Source organism: Puniceicoccus vermicola (assembly GCF_014230055.1).
GTDB classification, from domain to species: Bacteria; Verrucomicrobiota; Verrucomicrobiia; order Opitutales; family Puniceicoccaceae; genus Puniceicoccus; species Puniceicoccus vermicola.
On record NZ_JACHVA010000053.1, the window covers coordinates 69,268 to 83,743 of the forward strand.

A 14,476-nucleotide genomic window follows, 5' to 3' on the forward strand; every position below is an offset into this window, starting at 1 on the left:
ATGGAGATGCTCCGAGGGATCCCACAACTCCAGTCACGTGAGGACGGAAAGTTCTCCCCCTACTCTATTCCACTACTCGCACTCTGAGGAACATAGTTGAAGCTCCTGATGGAATCGAGAAATCGACTTGAACGGAATTTCCGTCCACCGATTCGGCCAAACCATCCGCATTATCCCAAGCACCCGAAACCGGGTCGTAGCTGCGAATGGTGTCCCAAGAAACCATATCGCTGGATTCCTGAATTTGAATGGACACATCGGAAGTAAGTCGACGTTTGAAGCATAGCATAATTTCACCTCCAGAGTTCACCATCTGGACCAGAGAACCCGATTCTGGATTCACTGGATCTCCGAGCAGAGCGTATTCCAGCGCCACCGAATACCCATCGCCATCCGGATCGTCAGAACCAGTTACCGGTCCGACGGTTAGCGCCGAGAAATCATAGGAATCGATCCATTCGCTCAAGGTAATTGCCGCGACTTCCGGCAGGGAAATCAGAATGGTTCCGTTCTCGCCCACGGCTACAAATCGATCGCCTCCGAAAATCACCTCGTTCAGAGTATTTATTCCGAGACTGATTTCCCGAATCCAACGGCTTGAACTGTCAGCTGGATTGATGGGTTCCAGAATCGCTTCCTTGGTCGCAGTGAGTACAGAGCCATTCGAGCCGACAACCTTGAATGTTGAGTTTCCAAAGGTAATCGACGAAAGAGTCGGGGAATCGGGGAGGACCGATGATGGAATCTCTTTCTGGAACCAAGTAACCCCACCATCCTGAGAATAGAGATAATCGCCATAATTAGTGATTGCGACGAAGAGACCATCACCATAGGCCACGCTTTTCATCGAATAGGATAAAGTTCCCGTAGTTCGTCTTGTCCAATTCGTCCCAGTGTTAGAAGTCAAGACGGTCCCGGAAAACCCAACCGCAACAAACAACGGATTACCACTCGTATTTTCTCCCAAAACCAGATCTGTGAGCGGGTTGGTGGTCGGTAGTGAGCGACGAGTCCAATTAACCCCATTGGCAGACGTATGGTAGTTCCCCGAGGCCCCAGTTTCTATGGCCACGAAGAGACCCATACCATACTCGACGGCACCCAAGACGTTAATCGTTGATGCACTGGTTGAGTTCCAACTCACCCCATTATCTGTTGAATATTGCACGGCTCCATTGAAACCGACTGCAACGAACTTCTCCGCACCATAGGTAACATCATAGAAAATCGGGCTATTCGGCGCTGGCACCATCGCCTCCCAATTAGAAGGATCAGTAGAAGCTTCAACCGTCCTCGCGATACTTCCCCCTAATGCCACCGCGACAAACTGCCCGTCACCGTAAGCAGCTCCATAGAAGTTATCGGTCGTATTGACTGGGCCGCGACCGAAGTTTGAAACAGTAAAGGATTGCTCAACCGGATCGGCGGCGAAGACATTCACATTTCCACCCTGAGTCGCTTGGACCTTGACGGTCCCGGATGTACCATTGAGCGTCAGCGTGCTTCCTGAAATGGACGCAATATCTGCACCCTCGACCACCGTGAATGAAATAGGATAGTCCGCCGAAGATGCGGGCGAATCGTTGTCACCAATATAAGTCCGAGCCACCAGCGGTATTGAGATAACACTTCCCTCAAACTGGTTGTCAATCTCCTCAAACTCTAAGGTCTGGCTCGCTTTTGAAACCGGAACACTCAGCTCTCCGGTCGCGGGTCCATAATCCCCATTTGGTTCGGCTTCGGCGGTGATTATGATGGTCCCTGAGGAAAGGATGGTCACCGTATTTCCATCGAGGCTCGCGACGGTACTATCCGCAAGAGAGAAGGTCACTTCGCCTCCACCGTCCGCCGAGGCGTTTAGGACAAACGGCGGATCTCCGAAGGTCTTTGATCCTGGGTCCGAGAAAGTAATGTTCTGCCTGTATCGGGAAATGTAGAACGATTGGCGTACCGGTTCTGCCGTCACACCGGAACTCGGGAGAGCATAAGCCTCGAGAATCACTTCACCCTGGGAACCAATCGATCCTTCGATCGAAACCTCATGGACATAGGTTTCATTCCCATTTCCATCGCTTTGGTAGTAATTCCGCAAAGAGATCAAACTAGCGCCCTGGATAACTTGGATTCCCACATCTTCACCATCGGAGGTTGCTGCCTGAATGAAGAAATTTTCATCGCTGAGAAGCTTGTCCGGTATCGCGTTGAAGACGATTTCCGTTTCCTCGGCGGTGATGGAGTAAGTTACGGTTTCGGAGAGCGGCGAATAAGTCGCATCTCCAGAGTTGTAGAGCCGGACCACGACGTCACTTCCAACGGCCCCTGGATTCAGGGTCATTGAGGTTCCGGAAATCGTCGCGTCTCCACTGACGATTTCGAATTGAACCCCCAATCCCGTCGGATCACTGGTCGTCGCATCAATGGAAGTCGCGGACAATCCGATCGGAGACGACGAATAAGAAAGACCTCCTTCAGCAGGGAACAAGTTGGTGTAAGTTTGCGTCTCACCCACTACCGTAAACGACTGGTCGATCCCCGGCACGGCGAGGTATTCCTCATCCACAGGAAGCGAGGCCCGCACAACATATTCGCCGGGATATCCAGAGACTTCGAGCGTCGCGGTGGTAGAGCCGTCTCCCTGCAAGGTGCGATCGGTGATCGTTCCGGAACCCGAAACCAGGTTGAATTCGACGAGCTGGTCGGTTGGCGTTCCACCGGCTAGAGCCGTTGCCGTGAGGGTCGTAGTCAAACCACCCGACGGCGAGGATACCGCGGGAAAATCAAGGGTTCTCTCGATCTTGTTCGGGTTCGACAATCCCGAGGACAAGATGGTTCCTCCTTCACCCACGATGACAAAGATGGAGTCCCGGTAGGTAATGTCATGAAGATTCTGAGTAGTTCCGCTTTCACGAAGAATCCAAGTCTGACCGTTGTCGCTGCTGGTGTAAATTACACCGCCATCGCCAACGGTAATAAATCGCCCGCTTCCGTAGGTAGCGGCTTGGAAAGTAACCGGAGCCGGTGACGGCCGAACACTCCAACTATCTCCGCCATTGGCTGAATAGAGAATTCGTCCTTCATTTCCGACCGCGAGAAGCCCTCCGGACGAGTCGACTGCCACAGCATTCAAAGACATCGTTTCGCTTGCGAATGATGATACATTCCACGTGTCGCCAAAACTCTCACTGGACACGACCGAATTGCCACCCACTGCGACAAGAGTTCCGTCCGTGTAGATGATGTCTTCAAGATCGATTGTTACTCCGCTGTCGAGCGCAGTCCATTCGTCTCCGTTCAAGGATTTCCAAATGGCTCCGCCATCTCCGACGGCGAAGAATTCGCCCGCGGCATATACAATGCGATTCAAACTCGGCAAACCGGAATCCGGTAAGAGAAACCAATCTACACCGTTTTCCGAATACATGGGGATTCCCCCTTCACCCACAGCGAGATAGATGTCCGGGACACCGCCAAAAGCCAGATCCCTAAGTTGTCCGGAACCATTGGCTTGAAGAGCCCAATTTTGACCGTCGGAAGAGGAAACGACCGTTTCCGCATCACCGACGGCGTAGAAACGGGATCCGGCGAAAGCGACTCCATAGAAATCGTTTGCGGATCCGGAGGTGCGGGTTTGCCAGACATCTCCGGTCTCCGCAGATTCTACATTGATCTCATCCTCCACCGGAGGGGCTGCTTCGTAATCATCGTCACCGGATTGAGTGGCTTGGACCGTAACCGTCCCGCTCCCGTTAAAGGAAAGCTGATCCCCGCCAGTGATCGAAGCCGGGCCACTAATCACGGAGAAAGTGACCTCGAGACCACTCGTCGCCGTTGCGGTGAGTGTCAAGGGAGGGTCCGCCTCGCCCGCTGACTCAGGCAATTCGAAATCAATCGTCTGGGAGGCCTTGGCTGCCGTGAAGGAGCGAACGGCTTCGGAGGCCGCTGCAAAGGTATCGTCACCTGATTGGTTTGCAGTGAGAGTTACGGAACCGGCTCCCGTGAGAGTCACGGTCGCGGTACCGTCTGTTTGATCAGAGATGATGGCAGGACCGGATTCGACGGCGATGAAGGGAACGAGACTCGAGGAGCTCTCGGCGGTCACCGTGAACGCACTCTGCCCGAAGGTCTTCGCCGAGATCGATCCCGGTGCCGCCGACGCCGGCTCTCCAAAGAAGTCGATCGTCTGAGCGGAAAGGAGTACCTCAAAGGAGACCTCTACTGGGGTCGCCGCGTCGTAGCGAACACTCCCCGACTGAGTGGCGCGAACGACCACTGTGCCGGAAACTCCATCGAGAACAATTTCGTCTCCGGAGAGTGTGGCCGGGCCACTCACGATCTCGAGAGTCACCGGCAAGCCGCTCGTCGCGATGACCTGAGGTTCAAAGGCGGGATCCGAAACGATCTTATCGCCGATCGGTAAGAAGATGATCTCCTGAGACTCCCGCTGTTCAATGCGACCCGAAGTTACAATTGTTTGGAAATCTCCGACCAAGGTAAAGACGCCGTTGAAGAAAGCTGCATCGTTGAGCTGATAGTCGGTGCCAACCGGACGGCTATACCAATCCGACGAGTTATTGGAGGAGAGAACGACCCCATCGGCTCCGGTGGTGATGAAGTTATTTTGCCCGAACGATACCGTCCTGAGATCTGCGGAAGTGCCCGATGCGCGTGCAGTCCAGGAAACCCCTTCATCCACCGAAACGTAAATCGCTCCCGATTCTCCGGCGGCTGTCCAATATCCGCCCGCCGTCAGGTCGCCGTAACCGATTGCCCAAAGATCTTCGCTGATTCCCGAAGTTTGCGCCGTCCAAGTTTTCCCATCCGGACTGGTAAGAACGACACCTTGGTCGCCCACGGCCATGAATTGAGCGTCCGCAAAGAAGATTGAATTCAGATCCGCGACCACCCCATCAGCATCTTCGACCGTCCAAACGGAGGCTCCGGCGTTGAAGAGGATCGTCGCTTCATCCCCAACGGCGACCAAATTTCCGTTCCCGGATGCAATGCCATTCAGTTGTTTCAGAAGGGGTGGTTCTGCGGATTGCCACACATCGCCATCCTCCGACAGGAGAATCGTCCCAAAGCTACCGACCGCCGCGAAACCGTTGTCATAAGTCGTCACCGCGTTCAGATCAACCTGCCCGGGCAGTTCCGGTATCTCACTCGGCGTCACCCAACGGATTGAATCGTCACTGCGTAAGATCGTACTCGCACCCCCGACGGCGACATACTGGCCCAAAGAATCCACCGCGACTCCGTTCAAGGGCTGGAGATTTTCCGTAGTGCGAAGCACCCAATATTCCGCATCGTCCGAATAGAGAATCCGCCCGTCGTCTCCGACCGCAACGTAACTTTGGTTTCCGAACGCCAGGCCATTGAGAGTTTCGGTGATTCCGGGAAAACTGAGAAAACTCGGATCGATTCCTGAAATCGCACCATTTTCACCGGCATAGACGAATCCTCCGAATCCATTTCCTTCGGAATAGAGAGAGGCATAGGTGGTGAAACCGCCGACGGACCACGAACCCCATCCATCGGCGAGAAGATCGTAGACCACCCGCCCAGTTCCAAAGGCGCGGACCACATCATCTCCCGCAGATACGGTGAGGAGGTCTGCGGAGAAATAAACACCGGGCTCAACCTCCGGACTGATCTGCCTCGTCCAGGTCTGCCCGTCGGTCGAGAAGAACCACTGCGACATCAATTCCGGACCGTCTGGAAGTTCAAAGTTGGCGGCTTCTCCAACCGCGACCCAGAGCTCATATTCCGGATAGTAGACTGAATCCCACAAAGTCGCAGAGCCATTTACTCCATTGACTGATCCTCCGTCCCAACCGACTCCATCCGTAGAGTAAAAGATGCTTGAGGCTTCTCCCGTGACCACAAACAGGCCGTCTCCGAACGAAACACTGTTCACGGGAATCGTCCACGTTGTAACGACAGTCCAATTCTCTGTATCTGTGGAACTAATCAATTTCTGCCCACCTACGGCGAGGTAAAGACCGTTCCCGTAAGCGACTCCCAACAGATTTTGAGTCAGGGGCGTTCCATTCGTTTCCTGAACCGCTCGTTCCTCCCAGTTCTGGCCGTCTTCGGAGACAAGGATTTGACCCGCGTCGCCAACGGCAACGAAACCGTTATTTCCGTAGACCACATCGTTGATGTTGTCCCCCGCTTCACCGGAGTAGCGGAAAGTCCACTCTTCGAGTCCGGTCGAGCCGGCAGTCGGCGTGGTTAGGATTCCCCCAAAGTCGGTGACCGCGACAAAGTTATCGCCGACTACGGTAGCTCCGTAAATCGTATTCTGAGTCGCTGCGACCTGAGATTCCCAACTGCCACTGTTGTCGGAGACGAGAAGAGCGAATCCCGTTCCGAACGCATAGAAAGTATCGTCGAAATACAAAGCCGCGAAAAGATCTCGGGTAACCGTAGAGATGTGGCTCGTCCACGTCGTTCCGTTGGGCGAAGTCAAAATACTCCCGTTCTCGCCGACGGCCAGAAATTCCGAGTCTGAAACGGCTACGGCGTAAAGGTCTTCATCAACATTCGCAGACCCCTGAGACCAATCCTCGCCATCAAACGAGTAAGCGATTCTTCCCTGATCGCCAACCGCTACGAATTTTCCAGACCTACTGGAGACACCATTGAGATCAATACTCCCACCCGTGTGCTGTTCCCACACGTCCGCGTCACCTGAAGAAAGTGTCGTCAGCCCATCCCCGACCGCTACGTAGACAGACGTGGTCTCATCGTAATGGACGGCATTCAAGTCGCCGGAAAAAGTTCCTCCAAAAATTCCGTTAATACTAGAGGCCAAGTTCCAAGTGGTTCCGTCGGTTGAATAGTAAATCGAACCACTGGTTCCGACGACGACAAAGTTTCCACCCCCGAAAGTCACGCCCCGGAGGTCTTCGGCTGAAATCGGACTCAGTTGGATCCAAGTCGCGCCCTCGTTGCTAGAACGATAGACCTCGCCATCATCCCCGACCGCGACGGAGATGGTGCCATCGGAGGCGACAGATCGAAAGGAAAACGGGGTGGTCGAATCACGGAGAGTCCAGTCGAATCCGCTTCCGGACGATGCAATGGATTCGTTCTGCCCCACTGCCAAGAGGAGGCCATCGATAAACGCCATCCCTTGGACATCGAAGCGAAACGGAGTGACCGATTCAACCCATCGGTCGCCGTTGTCGCGGTTCGAACGGATGACTCTCCCGTTTTCCCCGGCGGCGACGAGATAACGGTCATTGAATTGAATCGAATCCAAATCGTAGTTGGCACCCGTGTTGACGGTGGTCCAAATCGAAGTGGAATTCACTCCAGTGCGGATTACCGTTCCCCCGTCGCCGACAATGTAGGTAATGCCTTCCGGGGTCGTCAGTCCGTCACGGTAATCCCCACTGAATCCGGCAGCATTCAAGCTCCAGGAACCTGGATTCCCGACAAACCAACTTCCCGATTGCCCGACGACCTGCCACGCCCCAATGCCATCGGAGTAGAAAACCCCATTCGGGACGATCGGATAGGCAGGATAGCTCATGTCCTGGACCCATGCCAACCCGTCGGAAGATCGATAGAGAACGGACTGGCCCCCTGAGCCTGTTCCTACAGTAACGAATTCATTCGTATCGTCGGAGTATGCGACCGCGCGCAAATTCACCCCGGCAGCAATCCCACTGTTGCCATCGACCCAAGTCGATCCATCCAACGACATAAAGACCGCTGCATCGCTTCCGACCGCCACGTAGCGATTACTCCCATAAGCGACCCCTAGCAGGTCACTGCTGACGCCCAAGGCAGGCTCCGTCCATGTGGAAGAGTCGGTCGGGTCGCTTCCTTCAATAAGGAGGGCTCCAGCACCTACGGCGACAAACTGGGTTCCCGCATCGTTCGCAACAACATCGTAAAGATAATCCGTGAGCGACAACTGGGGTTCCCGCCAAGTCCAAAGATCGAGAAAACCCGGCCCGCCAGCCGGTTCCTTGCCTCCGACAACGAGGGTTTTGTTCACAAAAGTTGCGGCGACGAGATCCGCTTCGGGATCGCCAGCATCGTAGCTTGTTTGGTCGGCGAAAGCCTGAAGCTGAATGCCTCCAGCACCATACACATTCACCTCACCGGTATCCCCGTCCACTTCACCCGGACCATCAATAATCCTAAATCCCCGTGCCTGGCCCACATCCGGGTCCACCTCTACGGTCACGGGAAATGAAGGATCTCCCAAATCGACCGCTGGAAGATCGACAAAAGAAACCTCCTGTGTGCGGCGGACGGTAAAGGTCCGAGTTTCAGTATCCACCACGGATCCCTCAACGGTGAGGGTGGCGAGAAGAGTCACCTGAGCGGAATCGTCTTCACTCACCGAAATGGTCACCTCATTCTCGAGCAACCCAATGGGAACCACCGGCTGCCCACCCCGAGTCGAGGGTAAGACGGAATCGATGGTGTAGGATACCTCCCCTTCGGATGCAGCAGAGGTAATTTCAAAAGAATCGTCACCAATGACCCGATCAGCGATCGAACCCGAGCCTCCGGAGCCCTCTTCTCCGAAAAAGGTGATCTCCTGCCCTTGAAGGGCCGCCGTCCCGACGATCGTGAAGAAAAACAAAACAAGCAGTGAACGCCAGCGGCAGAAACAGGGGGGATTGATCATAATTTTCCTTAAGTCGCCCATCTAGAAGGAATTAAAGGCTCTAATTTCTTGCGAATCATACAACCCTCAAGCTCTGCTTCAAGCCAACAAAGGAGCACCGCGGGCGTTGACTCAAATTTTACATATACGGGTCAATTTCCTCTAACGCGGAGCTAGTCTCTCGCATTCACAAATCCCATTACCCTTCAATTTGCGAACGGCATCCTTTTTGGACATTGACCGAATTTTAGAGCAACCATACCATTTCGGCTCAGTGACGCAAGCTCCGCCCCCTTCGCCTGAAAGAAATCTCATTCCGGAACCGGATCGTCTGGATTCTGGACTCAAGGACTTTCTCCGACTCTCTGGAGGGAATATCCTTTACTGCCTAAGTGCGCTTTCGGTCCTTTACGGGATCGCTGAGATCCTCGGCCCTCAACTGTTGAAGTCGACGGACTCCACTTCCGGTTTTCTGTGTGTCGGCGCGCTCAACGCCTACGAGCTGTCCGTGCTCGGGATCTTGATCTTCATCGTGGTGGTGCATCGGGTCATGGACGATGCCGTGACCTTGGTGTTGTTGATTCCTCCTTTTTTGGTGGGTAGCGCCGTAGCATTGGTGACAATCGCCTACAACAATCCTGAGCTGGCGCTTTCGATCGGGGCCGTCTGCGCGGCCGTCGGAATTGGGAAGATCGAAGCTCTCCGCCGTTGGATCGGTCTGAGGGTGAATTGGATCGCCTTCATCGGACTCGGCCTGGTCGTGGTCTGGAACTTTCTCACTGGAGTCCTTCTAGTCAAAGCTTCAGTTTCCGACAACGCACCCGATCTGGACACCCGCGGCTGGTGGCTCGCTTGCCTTCTCTTTCTCCTCCTTTCCGGCTTACTGGTCTTGAGCCAAATGATCCTGGCGGCTGATAAAGAAACAGACCCACGCACGCCCTTTCTCCGGCGCGCGTCTATGTTTCAATGCTTCTCCCTACTCCTTTTCAGCGCACTGGGAATTCACCTTTATGCGCTGAGTTATATTTTCCACGTTCCGACCTCTCCAGGCGATTTCCTCCTCTTCGCGACACTATGCACCCTAATGCTCGTGGAAGTCATTTTCCAATCCACGGAGGATAACGGCGACGCGGCTGCGATCATTGCGGCGTTTCCGCTTTCGCTGGCAGTCGTCGGAGTTTTCAGCGGAGTCTTCTCTGCCCCGCGAGCACTCAATTTGGAAATTCTCGGTCATCCCCTGAGCTCGGCCATTTTGGGGAGCGTGGGGATGGTGTGGTTCGCCCTGAGAACCAGAAGTCAGGTGAGCGGATGGGTGGCCGGCGCGTATCTGCTCGGGGTGATATTTTTTATGGGCTACTCCCCCGGAAACCTGTCATCGCTTAACTGGATCTCGTCGGGAACCACACTCGTTATCGCTCTCTTCGTCGGAGGGCTCGTTTTCAAAAAGTCATCCCTGTGTCTCGTCGCCGTTGGGTTGGCGGCCGTCGGATCGACCGAGTTTCCCGCGTACCGGGACTTCTGGGCGCAACTGGACGTAGGAGCGGGCACCGGAATACTCTGGATTCTCGGACTCGGCTTTGTCTCCATCGCCCTCTGGTTCCGAGAGGACGACCTTCTCCCCCTCGGAGTCATCAGCGTCGTCATTCTGGTTTTCGCCGCGTTCACCACCTTCGAGCCGGTCCTACAGCCACGCGACTGGGTATCCATCGCTCTCCTAATCGGAGTCGGACTCGTCCTTTACATGCGCTTCCATCACTTGGCTCTCCCAGTGATTCTCCTGATCCCGATTCTGGAAAGGCTCTGGAAAGCTGTCGACTCACTTGGAAACTGGTGGTTTGTCATCCTCGGATTTGGCCTTCTCGTCTCCGGAGGCTGGTTTAGCAGCATCAAAGGTCGCCAGGCAAAGGCGGAAGAATTGCAAGATGAAGGCTGAGAAGCTCAGACCGGTATGGTGAAAAGAAAGGAGAAATGGGAGGTGGCGCAGCTGAACCAGAAGATTAGGCCACGCACCGATTTTCTTTCGGCCCTCAGTTATCGAAGAATATGATGCCCGCTTTCCTCGTCGTTCTCACATTTTCGGTAACCACAGCCCTCAATGTTATCTATTGGTATCATGGCGACGAACCGAATCCTTACTGGGAGAGTATTCTATTCTGCGTTTTAGCAGCCGTATGGGTAAAACTGGACTCGGAGCGGAGAAAAATTCATTTCCCGACGGACTGGGTTTTGTTTTTCGGTGCAATCTACTTCCCCATCTACGTTTTTTATACCCGAGGCTGGAAAGGCGTATACACAATCCTGAGTCTCATCGGACTTTTTACCTGCTTCTCCATGCTCGAATACGGAATTGAGTCATTGATCTATATCTTTGTCTTCGATGGGGATATCTCGGAACTCTATCCATAGGGAACCATTGTTTTTGTTATTCGGTTCCTGGTTTTCATTTTCCTAATTTTCCGCGCCTCTGAATCGAGAGAAAAACCAGTCGAGCTGGTAACCGCTGATGACCCCTTATTTCGTCCAGTGCGGGGAGTCTTGGAACGAAATGATCTGATTGTTCTCGGTGTTTCGGGAGCGCAGCGCTTCAGCCTGCGGGCGGAACCCGAAGAATGTACCGAAAACGCGGGCTGAAGCACCGCGCTCCCTGAACCTCTGCGTGCTCTTCTCACAAAATGGCTGCAATTGCCAGGTGAAGTCCACGCACTTCTAATTGCACCTCTTATTTCCGCTTATGGGAAAAATCCTAGGTTATTGACCATAAATGGAGCATCCGATAATGAAACCTCTGCGCATTCTAGACTGAAACCTGCCTCTCCGTATCGATAATGAAATACTACCCTCCCGTCCTTGTCGTCCTGCGGCTCGCTGCAGTGGTTATCATCCTTTTCTATCTCTACCGGCTCTTTGACACTTGGCTGACCCTCTCCCCTGGAGTCGGAGCCGTCAGATCTGATATAGGTAGTTTGGTCCGTTTTCAACGGGATCAAACCATGATGAAGAGTCTGATCACCGCTGTTGCGGGGGCGGTTCTATATGGAGTCGCGCCTTACCTCGCACGTCTTATCGTCTTGGGGGCAGAAACAAATCGATCTGAAGACGCGAATCGTTGAGATCGGCAGAAAAAAGAATTCGCTCGGATTAACTGACATCTGCAGTCGCAGGATTTCTGAGGGGCTACCGTCGGGCGCTGAAGCGACCCGACCACGATTTTCGGGGATGCGCCGTTGGCAACGCTTTCGGATTATCTATTAAAAACCGTGTAATTCTCAGGTCTCGAGCGGCGCTCTCACACCTTTTGCGGATTCTGCGCCTATTCGCAGCCGACGGTTCTTTCTTCGGGACGAACTGCCCGGTAGCGAGCTTCGCCTACCAGGTGAGATATCCCTGAAAACCTTTAACGGCCCAGACAGAGAAGTTTGAAACCCCGTGAGCGATGAAGCAGGGCAGAAGAGAGTGGCTTCGATTGCCGAAGGAGAAGCGCACGGCGTAAAACCAGAGGCTGTTCACGAGGACGAAAACGGTGCTGAAGACGCCTTTAGTGGTCCACTCAATCGAGAGGGTGCCGTCTTCCCACGACCAGAGGTAGGGATGAATCAGGGCAAAGAGGAGGGAAAAGCCGACAACACTCCCGACGAGCCAAGCCTTTCCTTTGTGGTCTACGACAAGATATCCACGGAAAACAATCTCTTCAATGATGGCGGCGGCGAGGATAGGAATGACGGCGATGGCCGCCATCTCGGTCTGCTCCGCGGTGAGGCCGAGGGCCGATTCGCCCCAGGTTTCCAGTAGCGTAAGAACGAGTCCACCGATGCCGGCGATGATAAGAGTGCGAACTGGCGCGGTACTCGCTCCGGGAAATCCTCCCGTTCGTCCACTGCGACAATCCGAAATCCAAAACCACAGAACGACAAATGCGATTCCACCGTAAATGAGACCACTCATCCACCCATCCGACTGGAGAAAATTCATGCCCGGAGTCAAAAAGCCCCTTTTGCAGAAGGGAAGACTTTTCGGCTCTGAGTGCGCTTTGGATTTGCCAGTCTGGCTCCGAGGTCCATTCTCAAAGATGACGAACCCCATGTTCCAAGTAAATTTCAGCGAACAGAGCATCCGCCAACTGGACGAACTCGATAAGTTCATCCAGATGGGCCTGGTTGAACAGATCAGCTCCCTAACGGCAGAAAGACTCAAACAACTCGACGAGACTCTCGGGCGATTCCATCGAAACGGCCGGACACTCTACCGGCTGCGTGCGGGCGAGTACCGCCTCTATTTCGAGCGCCAGGAAGGCATGCTCTTCTGCCACTATGTCCTCCACAAGAATACCCTGACCGATTTTATCTACCGGTTTAAGCTCCCGATCTCGGAGGAACAGATGCTCGAACAGCACGATTCCTTCTGGAAATATCTCGAGACCCTGAAGAAGTGATCCCTGTTGTGAATAACCTCGGAATAACCTTGTTCAGAAAACCGGAAGCGGTCCCGACAACTTTCTTTTCTTCCCATTCGGTCCGGTTCGTTCGCGCTGGAATCGCCAACTTCTTCCGACCTCTGATCCAGTCGAAATTTTTTCCTGTCAACGACTTGGAGACTTGTTCACGCTCTTCCCAGACCATAATAAGAAGAATAGAGAACTATTTATTTTCTTCCTATTATTCCCCTGATTCGTTTTCTTCCGTTCTTTCAACACCAGCCAGCACATGAAATTTAAAGTAAACCGAGACCACTTCAGCAATGGATTGAATCAGGTGCTTAACGTAGTCAGCACCCGCCCCACCATGCCGATCCTGAGGAACGTTCTGGTGGAGGCATCGAACGGCGTCGTGACCTTCAAGACGACCAATCTCGATCTGGCCATCCGCTGCTCGATCAAAGCCGAGGTGGAGGAAGAAGGCGGTCTGACCCTTCCGGTGCGGAAGCTCTCGTCGATCGTCCGCGAATTGCCGAATTTGGAAGTTTTCGTGGAAACGGACTCCAAGCCATCCGCCAAAATCAAGAGCGGCGGATCGAAATATCAGATCGTCGGCATTGCTGCGGACGAGTTCCCTCCCCTGCCGACTTTCGACGACCAGCACGAGTTCACCCTCCCGCAGGAGGACGTCTCCTCGATGCTGCGGAGTGTTTCCTACGCCCAGTCCACGGACGAGACCCGCTACATCCTGAACGGGGTGTTCTTCAATTTTGCCGACGACAAGCTGACGATGGTGGCCACGGATGGTCGCCGTTTGGCAATGGTCGGTTTCGACGTTCCGGTCGACGACGGTCAGGCGGGGCATCTCATTCTCCCAGCGAAAACGGTAGCCGAGCTCGAGCGTTTGCTGGGTCAGGGGGACTCGGTCAAAATCTCCTTCAACGATCGTCAGGTCGCTTTCGAAGTGGAGTTGAGCGATTCCTCGAAGGAGAGCGGCTTGGTGGAAAATCTTTATCTCGTCTCGAAGACGGTCGAAGGACGTTACCCGGACTACCAGCAGGTGATTCCGAAGGAAACGGAGCATCGGGTCCGGATTGAACGGGAACTCTTGCAGGAATGCGTTCACCGTGCGGCTCTCGTCATCAGCGAAAAGAGCAACTCGGTGAAGTTGAAGATTTCGGAGAACCTCTTGGAAATCAGCGGACGCAGTGCGGAATACGGGGAATCCCACGAGTCGATGGCGATCAAGTATGACGGGCCGGAAGTGCAAATCGCCTTCAACCCGCAGTTCCTTCTCGATCCCCTCAAAGCGGTTCATCAAGACGAGGTTTACCTCGAATTCAAGGACGAGCTGAGCCCGGGTGTCTTCAAGACACTGGAGAATTTCCTCTGCGTGGTGATGCCGTTGCGCCTGAATTGATTCACCTCTGCGAACA

At 54.0% G+C, this 14,476-nt stretch carries 7 protein-coding genes; 5 read left to right on the forward strand and 2 right to left on the reverse strand.

Annotated features, from left to right (window positions below):
* Nucleotides 1–64: 64 nt before the first annotated feature.
* On the reverse strand, nt 65–8,650 hold the full coding sequence (locus tag H5P30_RS06415) for a hypothetical protein (RefSeq protein ID WP_185692121.1): 8,586 nt from the start codon (nt 8,648–8,650) through the stop codon (nt 65–67).
* Nucleotides 8,651–8,903: 253 nt separating this feature from the next.
* Between H5P30_RS06415 and H5P30_RS06420 the strand changes: the two genes are divergently transcribed.
* The 3 genes from H5P30_RS06420 (at nt 8,904) to H5P30_RS06430 (ending at nt 11,739) form a co-directional block, all read left to right on the forward strand.
* Complete coding sequence (locus H5P30_RS06420) at nt 8,904–10,562, forward strand: hypothetical protein (RefSeq protein WP_185692122.1); 1,659 nt, start codon at nt 8,904–8,906, stop codon at nt 10,560–10,562.
* 113 nt (nt 10,563–10,675) lie between these two features.
* Nucleotides 10,676–11,035, forward strand: coding sequence for a hypothetical protein (locus tag H5P30_RS06425; protein ID WP_185692123.1), 360 nt, complete (start codon nt 10,676–10,678; stop codon nt 11,033–11,035).
* A 419-nt stretch (nt 11,036–11,454) separates the two neighbouring features.
* Complete coding sequence (locus tag H5P30_RS06430; protein WP_185692124.1) at nt 11,455–11,739, forward strand: hypothetical protein; 285 nt, start codon at nt 11,455–11,457, stop codon at nt 11,737–11,739.
* 256 nt (nt 11,740–11,995) lie between these two features.
* Here the strand turns inward: H5P30_RS06430 and H5P30_RS06435 are convergent, their stop codons facing one another.
* Nucleotides 11,996–12,598 carry a CPBP family intramembrane glutamic endopeptidase gene (locus tag H5P30_RS06435; protein WP_185692125.1) on the reverse strand — a complete coding sequence of 201 codons (603 nt, stop codon included), beginning with the start codon at nt 12,596–12,598 and terminating at the stop codon, nt 11,996–11,998.
* A 109-nt stretch (nt 12,599–12,707) separates the two neighbouring features.
* Here H5P30_RS06435 and H5P30_RS06440 point away from each other — a divergent pair, with 109 nt between their 5' ends.
* Nucleotides 12,708–13,058, forward strand: a complete 351-nt coding sequence (locus H5P30_RS06440; RefSeq protein ID WP_185692126.1) for a type II toxin-antitoxin system RelE family toxin — start codon at nt 12,708–12,710, stop codon at nt 13,056–13,058.
* 271 nt (nt 13,059–13,329) lie between these two features.
* On the forward strand, nt 13,330–14,460 hold the full coding sequence (gene dnaN / locus H5P30_RS06445) for a DNA polymerase III subunit beta (RefSeq protein ID WP_185692127.1): 1,131 nt from the start codon (nt 13,330–13,332) through the stop codon (nt 14,458–14,460).
* The last annotated feature ends 16 nt before the right edge of the window (nt 14,461–14,476 follow it).